The following is a 17093-nucleotide window of genomic DNA, read 5'->3' on the forward strand; positions in this document are numbered from 1 at the left end:
GATGCGTTGCCAGAGACTCCCCGTCTGAGCGGCGAAAAACAGTTGTCTAATATCCTCATCTGCATAATATTAAACGAAATTAAACTGTCGGAACTCAGCTATGTATCGCCTCCCGAATATAGAGAAAAACACTGATATAAAAGCAATAGCAGTTATGACCAGCGGTGGCGACTCACCGGGAATGAATCCAGCGATCCGCAGCGTTACCCGTGCCGCACTGAATCAGGGGGTGCGCGTTTTTGGCATTAATAAGGGCTATAGCGGGCTTATCATTGGTGATATTTTTGAACTTAAAAGCAGCGATGTCACTAACATTGTGCAACGCGGCGGTACCATTCTGAAAAGTGACCGTTGCGAGGCGTTTAAAGATCCTGTGGTGCGTAATCAGGCCGCAGAGATTCTTAAAGAGCACGGTATTGGCGGGCTGATTGTTATTGGCGGAGACGGTTCACTGACAGGCGCCCACCTGCTGACCCATGAAACAGGCATTCCCGTGGTTGGCTTACCCGGCACCATTGATAATGATATCTATGGCACTGAGGATACTATCGGCTTTGATACCGCACTCAATACGGCACTGGAAGCGATCGATAAAATCCGTGATACCGCGGTGTCCCATGAGCGGATATTTCTGGTTGAAGTGATGGGGCGCAACTCTGGCCATATCGCCTCACAGGTCGGGGTGGCATGTGGTGCCGAGATGATTATTGTGCCTGAAATTGATTTCAAACTGGATGCTCTGTGTTTCTCACTGGCAAACCAGCGAGCCGAAGGACGGGGAAGCAGCGGAATCATAGTGGTTGCAGAAGGCCCCCGCCCCGGGCTTACTTACCGCCTGGCTAATCAGCTGGAAACCCATGGTGAAAAGCCGGGGGTCTGTATATTGGGTCATATACAACGGGGTGGCAGGCCAACCGGCCACGACCGGGTATTGGCATCATGCCTGGGCGCTGCGGCTGTCACTTATCTGTTAGCGGGGTTCACTGATATCATGGTCGGCATGATCGATAGTAAGATTACCGCAACGCCACTGTTAGACGTGATGGAAAAAAGAAAGCCGCTTAACCCCCAACTGGTTGAACTGGCTCAACTGCTGCATAAATAACCGCGGGGATACTCGTCCAGAAAACCGTTTAATCGGTTTTCTGGATAAAATCATCGGGTATATGCTCAGCAAACGTACGGATCAGTTCGGGCAGCAGTGTTTCAGCACTCCGTCCGGACAAGCTCTGTGCATCACTGTTGAGTCGCTCCAGCGCACTGCCCTGCTGGTTATTGTCAACCACAACCGAACTTAGCAGACTCCAGTCAGAGGGGTAAAGATGCAGACCACTGACCAGAGCGACACCTTTACGCTTACGAATCTGCGCCAAACCCACCAGCTTTCGACCATCCTCGCTGACCACCTCGCCATGGGAAAGTGCTGCATAGCAGGCCCATTTCAAGTTTTGTTGCTGACTTAGTACTTTAGAGCGATCAATCATCGCCTGATCAACGCCCTTACAAGGCACACCACAGACATGCAAGGTATCGATCCAGATCTGCTCCAGCCAGGAGAAGATCTCAATAATATTGTGTTTTGCCACAGGATGATCAGGGGGAATGAACACCGTAACACTCAGCATCCAGGGGCCCGCCAGCACAGCACCACCCCCCGAACGCCGCCGTAACAGAGGTAAACCTGCCCTCGCAGCACGCGACATCTGGCCTTCATCCGGCCGTTGCGAACATCCCATAATGACTGCGGCCTGATCGTATTGCCAGAACAACACCTGAGGCGCAGTCACTCCGGCCTCAAGTACTTCGCTGATTCGCTGCTGCTCATCAGGCATTGAGCCAATAACCAGCGGCTGTAAACTGTTTACCATTCATTCCCCCTGCGTCAGAGGCTGGAAGATTAACCTATCTCTTACCCGGGTAAAACTATTATCATGTCACTGTCAGCAACGGAACCTCAGTGATGCAGAACGACTTTATCAACATTTATCAGCAAGCGATTTCCAGCAATGGCTATCAGTCAGACCCGGACCAAGGGTTACTGGTGGAACAGCTTAACCAGATCTATCAATTTCTCAAGCGCAGTCCCCGTAGTGCCAGACCTGAAGGAATCTATATCTGGGGGCCGGTCGGTCGCGGCAAAACATTTCTGATGGACCTGCTGTTTGCGCACCTGCCTGACAACACCGCGCTACGCCATCACTTTCACCGTTTTATGGCCCAGATCCACCAGCAGCTTGGTGAATTGCAAGGCCAGGCAGACCCGCTGGAGCTGATCGCGGCAAAACTTGCCCGCCGCTACCGACTGATCTGCTTTGACGAATTTTTCCTCAATGATATCGCCGATGCGATGATTCTTGGCAAGCTGATTAAAGGACTGCTCAGACGGGGCGTAATTCTGATTACCACCTCAAACCGGCCACCGGAAAAACTCTGTAAAGACCCTCTGTTTGAGGATCGGGTCAAACCGATCATAACGATGATTATGCAAGAGATGAGGGTCTTCAACCTCGCAGGGGAAACTGATCACCGGTTGCGGACACTGACACCGGCACCGTGTATCTTTTACCCGGACGACGCAGCAAATGCTGACCATGAACAGCAACTAGCCCAGTGTTATATTGCACTTAGCAACACGCACCCCCGTGTTAGTGAAGTTTTAGTGCTGCAACGCCCCATCCCCGTCCGAGCGGTTAGTGACGACTGTATCTGGTTCGATTTTGAACACTTATGTATGGGCGCCCGCAGCCAGATGGATTACATCGACCTTGCGAACCGCTTCAGCCACATCTTTGTCAGTCAGGTGCCGTTACTCGGCAGTCGCAGCCACGAGCAAATTAAGGCGCGAGGCACCGAAGATGGCAGTGAGGCGGTAAAAGCCGGAGAACGTCAGGTTTTGTTAGGCAATATGGATGATCCCGCCCGACGCTTTATCAGCCTGGTCGATGAACTCTATGACCGGGGAGTTAATCTGTTCTTGAGTATTGAAGTGCCACTGGAGCAACTCTATATGGAAGGCAGCCTGATCTTTGAATTTGCCCGTACCTTCAGCCGCCTGTCGGAGATGCAATCACTGGAGTACCAGCAGCGACCACCGATAAGCTAACTGGCTAAATATAGGGGCCTTTAGTAAAGATCGGTGGCAACCCCTAACTTGCCCAGCTCAAAGCACTGCAGGATCGCTTCTTCAGATACGACGATCACCTGATGTTAAGGTGCTATCTCGGGTTCACCTGCGTTATGGAAAATCGTAACTTTAAGATCCTTGTGATAGATTCTGGGCTCGGGTATTCAACGGTTAGGAACCATATACCTGCCCCATGCAGTCATACGATAATCACCATAGTTGATCTGATTCATCAAGCGCCTCCACATCAGGTGATGCATGAGGTTTATTACAGCTAAGCTACCGGTCATAACCGGGGCTCAACAGGAATAATTTTCATGAAGACAGCGTTGCGTTTTTTCTTTCAGGGGCTGCTGATTTTGCTGCCATTCGTGCTGACAATCTATCTGGTTTTTCTGATTTTTACCGCACTGAATGAGACGCTGTTCTCGGCGGTAGGTTCACTCATCAGCTACTTTATTCCTGGCCTTCAACCGGGCCTCACCGAAACCCTGCTAGGCATTTTGCTGACGGTCACCATCATAACCCTGACCGGTATCGCGGGCTCTCTCTATCTGACCCGCTTTCTGATGAATATCATCGGTTCACTGATGGAACGAATCCCCTTAGTGAAACTACTCTACAACTCGTTGAAAGATCTGTTTCAGGCGCTGCTGGGAGACCAGAAGAGTTTTAATAAACCGGTATTGGTGTATCTGAACAAGGAAAAAACCATCAAAGTGATGGGCTTTCTAACCTGCGAAGATCTGAATGGATTTGGCCTCGGCGATGATGTGTCAGTCTACCTGCCAGATTCCTACAACTTTTCCGGCAACCTGATCATCGTGCCACGGGATCAGGTTGTTCCTCTGGATGTCAGTGCGGGGAAGGTAACGACCTTTATCGTCAGTGGCGGTGTGTCTGTTACTCCGGATAAAGTAAACTAGCGGTTTAACCTGGGCCTATCCCCGGGAATCACTGACAAAAGGGTTGGTTTTACGCTCCTGACCAAAGGTGGACATCGGACCATGCCCGGGAATGAACGCCACCGCATCGCCTAATGGAAAAAGCTTCTTGCGAATAGAACTGATCAGGGTAGCATGATCGCCCTGAGGAAAGTCGGTACGGCCTATTGAACCCTGAAACAGAACGTCGCCCACCTGTGCCAGCTGGCTCTCAGGGCTGAAAAACACCACATGTCCCGGTGTATGACCGGGGCAGTGCAGCACCTCCAGGGTCTCATTTCCCACGGTTACCTTGTCACCATCCTCCAGCCAACGATCCGGAGTGAATATCTCCACCTGAGGAAAGCCAAACATCTGACTCTGTTGTGACAAGCCATCGATCCAGAACTGATCACCACGATGCGGCCCCTCAATCGGCACCCCCGTAAGCTTAGCCAGTTCTGCAGTACCACCGGCATGATCAATATGGGCATGAGTCAGCAATATTTTTTCCAGCTGCAATCCCAGTTCATCCAGTTTTGCCATCACCCTGGTAATATCACCGCCCGGATCAACAACCGCCGCTTTTTTAGAGGTTTCACACCACAACAAAGTGCAGTTTTGCTGAAATGGGGTAACGGGAATAATACTGTATTTCATAATGACGCCGCATACTGACAAAGTGATTCCGCAGTATACCTATTTCTGAACTATCCTTCGATATGCCAGACCGTTTATCAACGCTGGCCGACAACAGACTTCAGAAGAGACAGTTCACTCTGTCAGGAGGTTATTTAGATGTCTGTATCTCCCACTGTACAAAAATTTCTCAACCAGGGAGAGATCCCCTACCGCCTGCTGCGTCATCCGTATACGGAAACATCGCTCAGATCCGCCATTGCGGCCCATGTTCCCGCTCGTCGCATGGCTAAAGGGGTTGTACTTCGAGATGACGAAGGTTTCCTGATGGCCGTTGTGCCATCTGACCGGCGGGTTGACCTGCACGCAATCAATCGGCAAATGGGACGGGTACTATCTCCAGCGGCCCAGCGGGACGTAAAAATTCTCTTCAGGGACTGCAACAGTGGCGCGGTTCCAGCTCTGGGACAGGCTTACAACATGCAAGTGATCTGGGATGATCATCTGGCCGATGAACCCGACTGCTATATGGAGGCAGGAGATCATCAGGATCTTATCTGCTTCTCTCAATCCACCTTCAAACAGGTGATGTCTGAAAAGCCCCATGGAATGATCAGCCACTGAAACACAACCACGCTGATTTCTTAGATTGCAACCCTATCGGGATGGTTATGCCATCCCGATAAAATCTCCTTTATTATATTTACCCCGCTCCGGCAGCTATGCGATAGTGGCAGCCAATTCCCTATAAAAGCTGTTGGAGAGAGCGATGAAAAAGCTAAAGCATGAAGCTGAACTGGTCAAAGAGGCAATCCGCATTGGCGGTGTCTATATGGAGAAACGGGGTGCCGGGCAGATTGAAGCAACCGACAGTGCCAGCGATAAGATCAAAGCGATCTACCTTTTACTGGTGCTGGATAAATTGATTCAGCCTCTGGCGAAAGGCGAGGAAAACGAACCCAACATGAAACACAAACTGGCCCTGTGGATCAGCCGTCAACTCCCCAAAGGCCACCCCCTGCTGGAAGATTAACATGTCACAGCTGTCAATCTATCTGGCAGGCCCGGATGTCTTCTGGCCCAACGCAGCCGAACTGGGTGCAGCCAAAAAGCAACTGTGTCAGCAATACGGCTTTATCGGTCACTTCCCTCTGGATAACGAAATAGACCTGTCTGAACTTTCCCCGTTTAACGCTGGATTGACAATCTATCAAGCCAACATCGGGTTGATGAACCAGAGCGACATGATCATCGCAAACATGACGCCGTTCAGAGGGCCAAGCATGGATGTGGGAACCGCTTTTGAGATGGGTTATATGAGCGCCCAGAATAAACCGGTCTGGGGCTACTCTCTCGATGGCCGTGCCTACAGCGACCGGATTGAAGGCGATACCTGCGACGCCAGGGGCTTTAGCATCGAGTCTTTCGCCATGGCAGATAATCTGATGATGGTGGGTGCCACAGATCAGCTCGGTGGTTTCATCTCAGAGGCGCTGACAGAAAATCTGCACAACCATCTGACACTATTTGAGAGGGTGTTACAACAGATACAAAAAAGCCGCTGAGATCAGCGGCTTATTGAAAACGCGACAGATCTTAGCCGTTACACCTTATGATAGATCTCAGCACCGCTCTGTTTGAACTCCTTAGATTTCTCCTGCATCCCCTGCTCTGCCGCCTGCATTGAAGCAATCTGAGTTTCATCCAGGTTACGCACCTCCTGGGAGATCTTCATGGAACAGAACTTAGGACCGCACATAGAGCAGAAATGCGCCACCTTTGCCGATTCTTTCGGCAGTGTTTCATCGTGATATGCGCGGGCGGTATCCGGATCAAGACCGATATTAAACTGATCTTCCCAACGGAACTCAAAACGCGCCTTGGACATGGCATTATCACGGATCTGCGCGCCCGGATGGCCTTTTGCCAGATCGGCAGCATGAGCCGCGATCTTGTAGGTGATGATACCGGTCTTCACATCGTCTTTGTTAGGCAGCCCCAGGTGTTCTTTCGGTGTCACATAGCAAAGCATGGCACAGCCGTACCAACCGATCATCGCCGCACCGATACCAGAGGTGATATGGTCATAGCCCGGTGCAATATCAGTCGTCAGTGGCCCCAGGGTATAAAACGGTGCTTCATGACACTCGGTCAGCTGCTTGTCCATATTCTCTTTAATCATATGCATCGGCACATGCCCTGGGCCTTCGATCATCACCTGTACATCGTGCTTCCAGGCGATCTTGGTCAGCTCTCCCAGAGTTTCCAGTTCGGAGAATTGTGCTTCATCATTGGCATCGTAAACTGACCCCGGGCGCAAACCATCACCCAGCGAGAAAGACACGTCATAAGCCTTACAGATCTCACAGATATCTTCAAAATGGGTGTAGAGGAAGTTCTCTTCGTGGTGCGCCAGACACCATTTCGCCATGATAGAACCACCACGGGAAACAATACCGGTCATCCGCTTCGCCGTCATCGGCACATAGCGCAGCAGCACACCCGCATGAATGGTAAAGTAATCCACACCCTGTTCAGCCTGCTCAATCAGAGTATCGCGGAACACTTCCCAGTTAAGGTCTTCAGCAACACCATTCACTTTTTCCAGCGCCTGATAGATCGGCACGGTCCCGATAGGTACCGGAGAGTTACGCAGAATCCATTCGCGGGTTTCATGGATATTCTTACCCGTAGACAGATCCATAATGGTATCGGATCCCCAGCGGATCCCCCAGGTCATCTTTTCAACTTCCTCTTCGATAGAGGAGGTCAGTGCAGAATTACCAATATTACCGTTGATTTTAACCAGAAAGTTACGCCCAATAATCATCGGCTCAACTTCAGGATGGTTAATATTGGCAGGGATAATCGCCCGCCCTTCTGCAACTTCCTGACGCACAAACTCAGGCGTAATCTCCTCAGGAAGCTTGGCACCAAAGCTGTGGCCCGGGTGCTGCTGAGCAACCGTATCACCCTCGGCACGGGCTTTCGCCAGCTTCATATTTTCACGGATGGCGATAAACTCCATCTCTGGAGTAATAACGCCCTGACGGGCATAGTGCAGCTGGGTAACGTTACTGCCAGGTTTTGCTTTCAGCGGCTTACGAGTCAGTTCAAAACGCAGATGATCCAGGCGCAGATCCTGCTCACGGGCACGACCATACTCTGAGCTCAGCCCATCCAGCTGCAGCGTATCTCCCCGCTCCTCAATCCAGCCAGCCCTCAGTGGCTCCAGCCCTTTGCGCACATCAATCTTCGCTTGCGGATCTGAGTAGGGACCGGAGGTATCATATACATACAACGGCGCATTTTTCTCACCACCCATATCGGTAGGCGTGTCCGCCAGTGAAATTTCACGCATCGGCACCCGAATGTCAGGGCGGGAACCCTCAACATAAACCTTACGGGAGTTAGGAAATGGCTGCACAGAAGCTTCATCAACCTGTGCACTGCGACTTAGAACTGTCTGACTATCGGTCATCTTATTACCTGCGTCTTGAGTTTTTCTTATAAAGTTCCGGCTAACGCCGGTCACCAATATTGATGAAAGTGATGCAACGGCCCATGACCCTGCCCCACCTGCAACCTATCTGCTGCGAATATAGCCGCATAGATGTAATCTTTTGCCTGTTGCACCGCCGCCTGCAGATTCAGTCCTGCCGCCAGACCGGCTGTAATCGCCGATGCCAGCGTACAGCCGGTACCGTGGGTATTGCGGGTAGCAATCCGTGGAGAGCTGAACTGACAGACCTGATTACCATCACAGAGCAGATCAATAGCATCAGCACTGCCCTCAAGGTGCCCGCCTTTTAGCAATACGGCACCCGCGCCCAGAGTCAGCAGTTGCTCCGCCATCCTCTGCATCTGTGCCAGCGTGGTCGGTTGCTCACAGCCGAGCAACACTGCTGCTTCAGGAAGATTAGGGGTAATCAGAGAGGCTAAAGGGATGAGACGGGTTTTCAACATTTCCACCGCACTTGCCAGCAATAAAGCATCTCCGCTTTTTGCTACCATCACCGGATCAACAACCAGATATGCGGGTTTATACTGCTCAAGGCTGGCGACAACGCAAGCAACAGTATCGGCGTCACCCAGCATACCGGTTTTCACCGCTGCAACGCTGAGATCATCAAACACCGCACCGATCTGCTCAGTGATCATTGGCAGAGGCACCGGATGGATCGCCCGGACTTCACGGGTGTTCTGCGCTGTAATAGCCGTGATCACAGACGCACCATAGACGCCCAAAGCGGAAAAGGCTTTCAGATCAGCTTGAATACCCGCACCACCACCACTGTCAGAACCAGCAATAGTGAGCGCAATAGGAATGTTTCTTTCAGACATCGGTAGCGGTCCAGCATTATGAGCTAAACCGGGTACGACAAAGGCAGTATGACGGTTTATCTCGATTTCCTACGCCGGTATTAGCCGGATCAGGTTCGCGGGTTACTGGTCATCTTTCATACCAACTCTCAGCCCAATGGGCACCCCGACAAGATCTCTCTAGTGTATGTCCAACCACCCGTCATGTCCATCTTCTGGCGAAAAATTGACCTGTAGCAATACTCATTTGCTGCATAATCAAAAATAGGACTTTTTCCTATATCTACCTGTATGTAATTCAAACAATATGTGCTTCAGGAAGTTTTGACGTTCGGGACTGAACTGGGGATGGCCTGGAAAAGCGGACAGGAAGCACGGATTGCTGGCAGGATGCCTTGGATTCGCCGCATGGAAAATGGATGCCATATGAAGAGAGTACTTAAGGGGAACTAAGTACTCTCTTTTTTTTTGCCCAATTTTTGCCCCGAAAAAGTATCTGCCATGCTGCACCGCAAAATAGGATTTTTTCCTATAGCTCCGAATGGGTTGAAATAGGATACTGATTCTGACGGAACGATGGCCTTCACGGATGAAGGAAAACGGCTGGCATACCAGGCAAAAGATGATCGACAGGTGAAAAGGGAAACAGGGACGTCAGCAGGATGCTGATTAGATTTCACCAGGGTAATGGATAAGGGACCGGTCATCTGGCCACTAAAACAAAAGAGAGTGCTCAAGGGGAACTGAGCACTCTCTTTTTTTATGTCCTTATTATTTTATGCTCTTCTCTGGGCTGCAGATCTATGCACTGAGGGTCTTTTTTTCCGCTTCCTGGCTATGTCGTCACCGGCCCGGCCAGCTGCTCAGCAATCACCCCCTGCCAAAGCTCCTCAGCCAATTCTTGAGCGCTCTGATCGCAGCCATTATGTATCCACCGGGCCAATGCGGCAGCGACATCCGGGTAGGCCACCGGCTCTGGGGCTGACTGCCCGGCCCAGCGATAGAACTGATCCGCCTCCAGCTCATCAAACACTTCTGCCAACCCTAAATGCTCAAGCACTGCCGCATTAGATATCTGCTCAGGCTGACCAGTAAGCGGCTTAGTCAGCAGCTTTTTGCCTGCCTGTAATACCTCACTGGCCAAACCAAAACCACAGTTAGCGATCACGCCATCGCAGCATGCCTGTGCCTGGCGAAAAGCATCTCTGGAAAGTGGCCGCCAGAAAATATGCTCATCCTCCTCTGGATGATCAATATCGCAGTAAACATGAAACTCATAATCACTGAACGGTAATAACCATTGACGAATCTGCTCCCGGTTTTCAAATGGCAGATACACCAGAATCATCCCCGACTGCACGGTAATAGGATAGGGCTGCGCCTCAATCAATGGCGGTAATATCGGGCTGTCAAAATGATGCCAGTGCAATCCAATACCCTGCTGCACTGGCGCGAAGAAGCGGATCATTGGCATCATTACCCGACCAATACGCGGGCCAGGAACCGGGTAACTGAAAGCATACTGATGGGCAATACCAATACAGGGTTTCCTCTGCAGCTTAGCAGCCCAGGCAGTTATCGGTTCGAAATCACTGATAATCAGATCATACTGCTGCAGATCCAGTGCTCTGATATCTTTTACCAGCTGAAGCAGATTATTCTGAGCCAGGCTGCGCCAGCGATCAATCTTGCCATCGATCACTGTAAAAGTAAGACCACGACGGGTCTGATAGTCACCAAAAGGCTCCATATTAAACAGCTTTTCAGGCGGCCTCCCGCTAAATAGAAAATCGACCTCAATCCCCTCTTGTGCCAGTGCCGGTGCCATCACTCTGGCACGGGTAATATGACCGTTGCCCGTCGCCTGTACGCCATAGAGTATTTTCATTGCAGATCCCGACTCAGTTGAAACGATTAAAGACGCGCGCTTAGAACAGGTCGATCAGGTTTAACCCGATAACAGAGGCAGTCAGACCTAAAGCAGCACCGGCCAGGATGTCGGTGGGATAGTGCACCCCGAGAAAGACACGCGCCAGGGCGATCAGTGACGCCAGCGTATAGGCAGGTAACATCAAAGAGGGATAGTAATAGCTCAGCACCGAGGCAAAAACAAAAGCTGCAGCGGCATGTCCTGAAGGTAAACTGAATTTATCAGAGGGCGTGATCTGCGGAATCACATCGGCAAATCGGTCACAAGGGCGATCCCGTTTAATCGCCCGCTTTAAAAAGATATACACCGGCAGCTCAATCGCAAATACAAATAACCCGGCGAGCAGAAAATTAACGCCATTTTCAAGCTCTAACCAGGCCACCAACAGACCGGTCACGAGATAGAAAACCCCATCCCCTAATTTAGAAATCAGACGACTGATTGTCGGCATCACCGGTAGTCTGCAGGTACCAAAACAGAGGTAGTACAGTGTGACATCGAATGCGACTATGCGTTGCTGTAATGCGTTCATAGTTCAGGACCAAATGTTTGCTGTGTGGCAACATTGTCCTCCAAAAACTATTACAGTGTGGTTAACAACAATTTAAGCTTCAATGACAGGGGACACAGCGTCTTCTACCTGAAGCAGCAATTCAGCGGTAATCTCATCCGCGGGCAGTGGGCGACAGAACAGATAGCCCTGCCCCTGCTCACAGTTGAGCTCATCTAACAACTGTTGCTCTTGCCGATGCTCAACCCCCTCAGCAATCACCACCATATTCAGCGCATGGCCCATCTGCAATGAAGCTTTGACGATCTGCAGACTAGAGTGGTCCTGAGTAATACCGCGTATAAAACCCTGATCCAGTTTAAGCTTTGAAACCGGAAGCTCTTTCAGATAAAGCAATGATGAAAAGCCGGTACCAAAATCATCAATAGAAAAACAGATACCCAGTTTTGTCAGCTTAGACATGGTCTCTTTTGCTAACACCCGGTCACCCAGAAAGATCGATTCAGTAATCTCCAGCTCCAGCTTTTCCGGAGGCAGACCGCTCTGCTCAAGGGCATTCAGTACTTTGCTGGCAAAATCGGCTTCGACAAACTGTTTAACAGAGACATTGACAGCTATTCGCTCAAACTCTAGCCCCTGATTCAGCCATTGACATCCCTGCTGGCAAGCCAGGAGCAACACCCGGTCTCCCAGCGTTACGATCAGCCCATTCTGTTCAGCCAGAGGGATAAATTTATCAGGAGGAACCCGCCCCAGAACTGGATGGTTCCAGCGGGCCAGCGCTTCAAAACCAACCACTTTACCGCTATCTAACAAAACCTGGGGCTGATACTCGAGAAAAAACTGTTCCGTTGTCAGCGCCTCACTTAACGCCGCATGCAGCTGCTGATTTTCCAACAACTGAACGCTCATCTCTGAGGCGTAAAACAGATGACTACCAGGATTTTTCTTTTTTGCCTCATGCAGTGCCAGATCTGCCTGCTCCAGCAAACGCAGGGGTTCTTCCAGATCACCATCCTGTATCGATATTCCAGCCGTTGCCGTCAGGGCAAAACTCTGGTCACCATAAGCAATTGGCAGACTGATCTCAGCAATCAGCCGGTCAGCCAGATGACTCAGAGAGGTCCGGTTAGCCGGGAGACGAATCAGCACGGTAAACTCATCACCACCGGTGCGGGACAGCACAGCATCACTACTAAGCCGCGACTGCAGCCGGGCACTCATCCGCTGAAGGACATAATCCCCCATTTTCTGGCCATGAAACTCATTAATCAGACTGAAATTATCTAATCCCAACAAAATTACACACGTAGTCTGATCTGCAGAGCTCGGCAAGCGGGTATATTCTGCCAGCGTTTCCAGCATAAACTGGCGATTATAAGCACCGGTCAGTTCATCATGATAGGCCAGAAAACTCACCTCCTTCTGGGCCTCTTTACGATGGTTAACTTCCCGTTTCAATGAGCGGTTCCAGAGCACCACCATCAGCAACAAAATCAGCAGCAAACAAAATCCCGCAATAATGACCCCGTGGATAAGCGTATCCATATCCACCCGCTGACTATCCTCAGGTTGCACCCAGCGGCGCTCAATCGCATTTTTTTGCTCAGCCGTAAGTGATACAAGCGCTTTTTCCAGCAAACCGGACAAGATCGGCTCATCATTCCGGGAGCCAAACGAAATATGGTAATTAAACCCGACACTACCGACGATACTGATATTGTCGACGCCCTCCATCACGGTATACAGGTACCCGGCAGAGGCGTAAGAGCCGACGCCATCAACTTCACCAACAGCCAGCAGAGAGAACGCCTCTTGCAGATCATTAACCTGAACCAGGATGATCTCCGGATAGTTATTCCGGATATAGTTAACCAGTGCCGTGTCCCGGGGCACGGCGAAACGCTTCCCGGCAAAATCACTCATCTCAGCACGTTTAAACTTACCTTTGCGAGTGAATATCTTATTCGACAGATGTGAGTAGACACTGGTGAAATTGAGATAACGGCTGCGGGCCTCAGTATTGGTAACACCAAAGACAACGTCAATCGAGCGCAACCTGGCCGCTTCCATCATCGCACCATAATTTTCAAAGATCTGGTACTGAAACTTTATCCCCAGGGCCGTCTCCATCCGTTGCAGGTAGTCGATTGACAACCCCTCAACCTGATTATCACCAGCACGATTGGAAAGATAGGGTGGGATTACGGCGACCCCCACCGTGATAGAATCGCGATGTTGATCCAGCCAGACAGACTCTTCCCGAGTCAGGGTTAACCCTGCAAATACAGGCAATGACTCCAACAGAAGAGCCAGGAAAATAAACAGAAAAGACTTCGTCCTTAAAGTGATCGTCATACTCAATTCTTAACGTTAAGGTAGATTAAACCCATAGTAACGTCTAAGCATTCAGCCAGTCAGCAATAATACCTGCCAGTTTAAGAGGTGCCGTCAGCGGCATCATATGTCCCTCACCAGGTACCGTAATCAGCTCAATCGGCTGCACCGCCTCATAAACAACCCGACGACTATATCCCACGGATAACACCTCATCCTGCTCTCCCTGCACCAGGGCCAGCTTAAATGGGTATTCACGCCGCATAATTCCGGCTTTATGACTGAAAAGACTGGCCAGGGTTTTAAATGGATAATCCAACACCAACATCGGGTCATGGTTTATCAACATACCTGCCGGGTGACCTGCCAGCAGATGGTCATAGTCGACCATCCATGCTAACGGTAAGCGCAATCCGGGAAACAGCATCGCGCTGCCCCAGGTCCACTGCCAGCCAAGCAGGTGAAACAGGTCAGGTGGTACCTCTGTTGTCAGCAAAGTGCCGCACACAACCTTCGTAATCCTTTCATCTCTCTCTGCCGCTGCCACCGCCAATAGCGCACCGATAGAGTAACCATAGATGTAATAGGGCCCGTCATAACGCTGTTCCAGAGCATCGATCACCAGGGAGACGGACTCCTCTACCGACTCAACGGAATATACTCCGCGCTCACCGCCGGAATAACCATGTCCCGGTGGGTCAATAGCTACCACGTTAAAACCCCGTTGCGATAGCGACCAGAGCATCTCCGCATAGAGTTCACCATAAGTGCCAATACCCGGCAGAAACATCAGAACCGGTGAATCAATACTATGCTCATAAATTTCACAATGAATCGGCAACTCACCCACATGAAATGTTTCACGCTTAGCCAGATAGGATTCACTGCCCAGGGCACGCTGAAGGTCTTCCCGGCTTGGGCAGATCTCACCACCTGTCGGGGTTGGTTTCAAAAGCGGTTCAAGTATTCCCATTAGTGCTGACACTCCGGACAGTAGACAGTAGATCGCTGGCCAAGACGAATCTCTTTCAGCGTGGATTTGCAGTGATGGCATAATTCACCGCCACGACCATATACATTCAGTTGTTGCTTGAAATAGCCGGGCTTACCATCGCCACCAACAAAATCTTTCAGGGTAGTACCGCCCTGCTCTATAGCACGGGCGAGTATCACCTTAATCTCATCCACCAATCGCTCCAGCCGTACAGCCGAGATATTCCCGGCAGCCCTTTTCGGGTGAATACCGGCACTAAACAGCGCTTCGTTGGCATAAATGTTACCCACACCAACGACAATATGGCTATTCATAATAAGCTGCTTAATCGCCTGCTTACGTCCGGCACAACACTGCTGCAGGTAAGCCGCATTAAAATCACTGCTCAACGGTTCAGGACCGAGTGATTCGAGCAGACTGTGTGACTCGCCTGCGGGTTGCCACAACACCGAGCCAAAACGGCGTGGATCAGTCAACCGTAGCGCCATACCGCTGTCGAGAACCATGTCGACATGGTCATGATAAGCCGCCGGCTGATCAGAGGAGACCATATAAAGACTACCAGACATCCCCAGATGAATCATTACCGAACCGCCCTGCAGGTTAATTAGCAGATATTTACCCCGCCGGGTCACTGAACTGATGCGGCAACCGACAACCCATTCTGCCAGCTGATCGGGGACCGGCCAGCGCAGCTTAGGCTGGCGAATCGTTAGCGCTGAAATTATCCGCCCCTCGATGTGAGGCTCAATACCACGGCGTGTCGTTTCAACTTCTGGTAATTCAGGCATATTCAACTGACTTCAGAGTAATAGGTTTCGGTTCGATTGGGCACAAAAAAACCCGGACCAGCCGGGTTTTTTTATTATCAGCTCAGATTATTACTTAATCTTAGCTTCTTTGTACAGAACATGCTGACGAACAACTGGATCGAATTTCTTCATTTCCAGCTTGTCAGGAGTAGTACGTTTGTTCTTAGTAGTGGTGTAGAAGTGACCAGTACCAGCAGAAGAAACCATCTTGATCTTATCGCGCATTATCGTGCTCCTTAAACTTTAATGCCGTTCTTGCGAACGTCAGCCAGCACAACATCGATACCTTTCTTATCGATGATACGCATACCTTTAGAAGAAACGCGCAGACGTACAAACTTCTGCTCACTCTCTACCCAGAAACGGTGCCAGTGCAGGTTTGGCAAAAAGCGACGACGTGTACGGTTCAGTGCGTGGGAAACATTGTTTCCTGTTACAGGACGCTTACCTGTAACCATGCAAACTCGAGACATGAAAATTACCTTTTAACAATAGTTTATGTAGCCTTCTATCAGATACTTATTGGAACGGCAGCTATCGATCCCAGAATCAAATAGGGTAGCTGCAATATCCTCAGGCGGTGCGTCCAAACCAAAGACAATAACCCGTACCGGTGGATAGAAGAGCGCGCATTGTACAGAAAAACCTCCCTGATAGCTACACAAGCTCACAATTTTATTCAACATCAGAGCAGCCCCCTTTCCGCCAGAGAAACCGTAACGCCACTGCCCACCACCATATGATCCAGTAAGCGGATGTCCACCAGGCTCAGTGCTTCTTTAATCCGCTGGGTAATATGCTGATCCGCCATACTCGGCTCAGCAATACCCGAAGGGTGGTTATGGGCCAGAATCATCGCCGCAGCATTGTGACTCAGAGCCAGTTTCACCACTTCGCGGGGGTGTACTGTCGCACTATCGATAGTCCCCTTAAAGAGCTCTTCAAAGCAGATAACCCGGTGCTGGCTATCCAGCAACAGGCAGGCAAACACCTCACGGCTGCGATCGCTGAGCTGCAGTTGCAGATAATCCCTCACCAGATCGGGTGAGGTCAGCGCCGAATCACGCTGCAACTGCTCAGCCTGACAACGGCGGCTAATTTCCATCACGGCCTGAAGCTGAACATACTTTGCAGGGCCCAGTCCGAGTTGCTCGCAAAAGGTCTGCTGATCCGCCTTGATTAACGCTCTTAAACCGCCAAACCGTAATAACAGCTGACGAGCCAGATCAACAGCACTGCAGCCTTTGACACCCGTACGCAGAAAAATTGCCAGTAGTTCGCCATCAGACAGACTTGCAGCCCCCTGACGCAATAATTTCTCCCGAGGGCGCTCAGCCTCCGGCCAGTCAGTAATCGCCATTATTCACATCCCTGTGTCATCACTGCTAAATTAATATACCGAGTCATTGTAGACCAACCCTCAGCAACACGCTGCAGGAATGTAACTCGCCTCGGGATAGTGGTATCGTATGGCTCCCAAATTACCGCAGATGAATAGTT

Annotated in this window: 18 protein-coding genes and 1 riboswitch; of the genes, 6 read left to right on the forward strand and 12 right to left on the reverse strand. The window is 50.6% G+C overall.

The window, feature by feature from the left end:
* Positions 1-100 precede the first annotated feature (100 nt).
* On the forward strand, positions 101-1105 hold the full coding sequence (gene pfkA / locus ACQY8X_RS00005) for a 6-phosphofructokinase (RefSeq protein WP_428033085.1): 1005 nt from the start codon (positions 101-103) through the stop codon (positions 1103-1105).
* Positions 1106-1133: 28 nt separating this feature from the next.
* On the opposite strand, the gene ACQY8X_RS00010 is transcribed toward pfkA, so the two are convergent.
* Positions 1134-1868, reverse strand: coding sequence for a lipoate--protein ligase family protein (locus tag ACQY8X_RS00010; protein ID WP_428033086.1), 735 nt, complete (start codon positions 1866-1868; stop codon positions 1134-1136).
* Between the two features lie 92 nt (positions 1869-1960).
* On the opposite strand from ACQY8X_RS00010, the gene zapE reads away from it, so the two are divergent.
* Both zapE and ACQY8X_RS00020 read left to right on the forward strand, forming a co-directional pair.
* Positions 1961-3103, forward strand: a complete 1143-nt coding sequence (zapE, locus tag ACQY8X_RS00015; protein ID WP_428033087.1) for a cell division protein ZapE — start codon at positions 1961-1963, stop codon at positions 3101-3103.
* A 338-nt stretch (positions 3104-3441) separates the two neighbouring features.
* Complete coding sequence (locus ACQY8X_RS00020) at positions 3442-4050, forward strand: DUF502 domain-containing protein (RefSeq protein ID WP_428033088.1); 609 nt, start codon at positions 3442-3444, stop codon at positions 4048-4050.
* Positions 4051-4065: 15 nt separating this feature from the next.
* Here the strand turns inward: ACQY8X_RS00020 and ACQY8X_RS00025 are convergent, their stop codons facing one another.
* Complete coding sequence (locus tag ACQY8X_RS00025) at positions 4066-4707, reverse strand: MBL fold metallo-hydrolase (protein ID WP_428033089.1); 642 nt, start codon at positions 4705-4707, stop codon at positions 4066-4068.
* Positions 4708-4845: 138 nt separating this feature from the next.
* Between ACQY8X_RS00025 and ACQY8X_RS00030 the strand changes: the two genes are divergently transcribed.
* The 3 genes from ACQY8X_RS00030 (at position 4846) to ACQY8X_RS00040 (ending at position 6251) form a co-directional block, all read left to right on the forward strand.
* On the forward strand, positions 4846-5310 hold the full coding sequence (locus ACQY8X_RS00030; protein WP_428033090.1) for an aminoacyl-tRNA deacylase: 465 nt from the start codon (positions 4846-4848) through the stop codon (positions 5308-5310).
* A 145-nt stretch (positions 5311-5455) separates the two neighbouring features.
* Positions 5456-5719 carry a DUF5062 family protein gene (locus tag ACQY8X_RS00035; protein ID WP_428033091.1) on the forward strand — a complete coding sequence of 88 codons (264 nt, stop codon included), beginning with the start codon at positions 5456-5458 and terminating at the stop codon, positions 5717-5719.
* Between the two features lies 1 nt (position 5720).
* On the forward strand, positions 5721-6251 hold the full coding sequence (locus ACQY8X_RS00040) for a nucleoside 2-deoxyribosyltransferase (RefSeq protein ID WP_428033092.1): 531 nt from the start codon (positions 5721-5723) through the stop codon (positions 6249-6251).
* Positions 6252-6289: 38 nt separating this feature from the next.
* Here the strand turns inward: ACQY8X_RS00040 and thiC are convergent, their stop codons facing one another.
* The 10 genes from thiC to radC form a co-directional block, all read right to left on the reverse strand.
* Positions 6290-8167, reverse strand: coding sequence for a phosphomethylpyrimidine synthase ThiC (gene thiC, locus ACQY8X_RS00045; RefSeq protein ID WP_428033093.1), 1878 nt, complete (start codon positions 8165-8167; stop codon positions 6290-6292).
* 50 nt (positions 8168-8217) lie between these two features.
* Positions 8218-9030, reverse strand: a complete 813-nt coding sequence (thiD, locus tag ACQY8X_RS00050) for a bifunctional hydroxymethylpyrimidine kinase/phosphomethylpyrimidine kinase (protein WP_428033094.1) — start codon at positions 9028-9030, stop codon at positions 8218-8220.
* Between the two features lie 48 nt (positions 9031-9078).
* Positions 9079-9188, reverse strand: a riboswitch (TPP riboswitch).
* A 656-nt stretch (positions 9189-9844) separates the two neighbouring features.
* Complete coding sequence (locus ACQY8X_RS00055) at positions 9845-10897, reverse strand: MJ1255/VC2487 family glycosyltransferase (protein WP_428033095.1); 1053 nt, start codon at positions 10895-10897, stop codon at positions 9845-9847.
* Between the two features lie 40 nt (positions 10898-10937).
* Positions 10938-11471, reverse strand: a complete 534-nt coding sequence (locus ACQY8X_RS00060) for a phosphatase PAP2 family protein (protein ID WP_428033096.1) — start codon at positions 11469-11471, stop codon at positions 10938-10940.
* A 72-nt stretch (positions 11472-11543) separates the two neighbouring features.
* Complete coding sequence (locus tag ACQY8X_RS00065) at positions 11544-13808, reverse strand: EAL domain-containing protein (protein WP_428033097.1); 2265 nt, start codon at positions 13806-13808, stop codon at positions 11544-11546.
* A gap of 43 nt (positions 13809-13851) precedes the next feature.
* Positions 13852-14760, reverse strand: coding sequence for an alpha/beta hydrolase (locus ACQY8X_RS00070; protein ID WP_428033098.1), 909 nt, complete (start codon positions 14758-14760; stop codon positions 13852-13854).
* A complete protein-coding gene (gene mutM / locus ACQY8X_RS00075; RefSeq protein ID WP_428033099.1) occupies positions 14760-15572 on the reverse strand; it encodes a bifunctional DNA-formamidopyrimidine glycosylase/DNA-(apurinic or apyrimidinic site) lyase in 813 nt (270 codons plus the stop codon). Before mutM ends, ACQY8X_RS00070 begins: the two co-directional genes overlap by 1 nt.
* A 90-nt stretch (positions 15573-15662) precedes the next feature.
* Positions 15663-15818, reverse strand: coding sequence for a 50S ribosomal protein L33 (gene rpmG / locus ACQY8X_RS00080; protein ID WP_428033100.1), 156 nt, complete (start codon positions 15816-15818; stop codon positions 15663-15665).
* An 11-nt stretch (positions 15819-15829) separates the two neighbouring features.
* Positions 15830-16066 (reverse strand): 50S ribosomal protein L28, encoded by a 237-nt coding sequence (rpmB, locus tag ACQY8X_RS00085; RefSeq protein WP_296056336.1) that lies wholly within the window; start codon positions 16064-16066, stop codon positions 15830-15832.
* A 212-nt stretch (positions 16067-16278) separates the two neighbouring features.
* Positions 16279-16953: a RadC family protein gene (radC, locus tag ACQY8X_RS00090; RefSeq protein ID WP_428033101.1), complete on the reverse strand. Its 675-nt coding sequence runs from the start codon at positions 16951-16953 to the stop codon at positions 16279-16281.
* Between the last annotated feature and the right edge of the window lie 140 nt (positions 16954-17093).

The organism is Amphritea sp. (assembly GCF_050300915.1).
GTDB lineage: Bacteria > Pseudomonadota > Gammaproteobacteria > Pseudomonadales > Balneatricaceae > Amphritea.

What these genes read in the sequence shown, in the direction of transcription:
- ACQY8X_RS00040 (WP_428033092.1), top strand. Translation starts at nt 5,721, where the DNA reads ATGTCACAGCTGTCAATCTATCTGGCAGGCCCGGATGTCTTCTGGCCC.
- rpmG (WP_428033100.1), bottom strand. Translation starts at nt 15,818, where the DNA reads ATGCGCGATAAGATCAAGATGGTTTCTTCTGCTGGTACTGGTCACTTC.
- thiC (WP_428033093.1), bottom strand. Translation starts at nt 8,167, where the DNA reads ATGACCGATAGTCAGACAGTTCTAAGTCGCAGTGCACAGGTTGATGAA.
- ACQY8X_RS00030 (WP_428033090.1), top strand. Translation starts at nt 4,846, where the DNA reads ATGTCTGTATCTCCCACTGTACAAAAATTTCTCAACCAGGGAGAGATC.
- mutM (WP_428033099.1), bottom strand. Translation starts at nt 15,572, where the DNA reads ATGCCTGAATTACCAGAAGTTGAAACGACACGCCGTGGTATTGAGCCT.
- zapE (WP_428033087.1), top strand. Translation starts at nt 1,961, where the DNA reads ATGCAGAACGACTTTATCAACATTTATCAGCAAGCGATTTCCAGCAAT.
- rpmB (WP_296056336.1), bottom strand. Translation starts at nt 16,066, where the DNA reads ATGTCTCGAGTTTGCATGGTTACAGGTAAGCGTCCTGTAACAGGAAAC.
- pfkA (WP_428033085.1), top strand. Translation starts at nt 101, where the DNA reads ATGTATCGCCTCCCGAATATAGAGAAAAACACTGATATAAAAGCAATA.
- thiD (WP_428033094.1), bottom strand. Translation starts at nt 9,030, where the DNA reads ATGTCTGAAAGAAACATTCCTATTGCGCTCACTATTGCTGGTTCTGAC.
- ACQY8X_RS00070 (WP_428033098.1), bottom strand. Translation starts at nt 14,760, where the DNA reads ATGGGAATACTTGAACCGCTTTTGAAACCAACCCCGACAGGTGGTGAG.
- ACQY8X_RS00060 (WP_428033096.1), bottom strand. Translation starts at nt 11,471, where the DNA reads ATGAACGCATTACAGCAACGCATAGTCGCATTCGATGTCACACTGTAC.
- ACQY8X_RS00025 (WP_428033089.1), bottom strand. Translation starts at nt 4,707, where the DNA reads ATGAAATACAGTATTATTCCCGTTACCCCATTTCAGCAAAACTGCACT.
- radC (WP_428033101.1), bottom strand. Translation starts at nt 16,953, where the DNA reads ATGGCGATTACTGACTGGCCGGAGGCTGAGCGCCCTCGGGAGAAATTA.
- ACQY8X_RS00035 (WP_428033091.1), top strand. Translation starts at nt 5,456, where the DNA reads ATGAAAAAGCTAAAGCATGAAGCTGAACTGGTCAAAGAGGCAATCCGC.
- ACQY8X_RS00010 (WP_428033086.1), bottom strand. Translation starts at nt 1,868, where the DNA reads ATGGTAAACAGTTTACAGCCGCTGGTTATTGGCTCAATGCCTGATGAG.
- ACQY8X_RS00020 (WP_428033088.1), top strand. Translation starts at nt 3,442, where the DNA reads ATGAAGACAGCGTTGCGTTTTTTCTTTCAGGGGCTGCTGATTTTGCTG.
- ACQY8X_RS00065 (WP_428033097.1), bottom strand. Translation starts at nt 13,808, where the DNA reads ATGACGATCACTTTAAGGACGAAGTCTTTTCTGTTTATTTTCCTGGCT.
- ACQY8X_RS00055 (WP_428033095.1), bottom strand. Translation starts at nt 10,897, where the DNA reads ATGAAAATACTCTATGGCGTACAGGCGACGGGCAACGGTCATATTACC.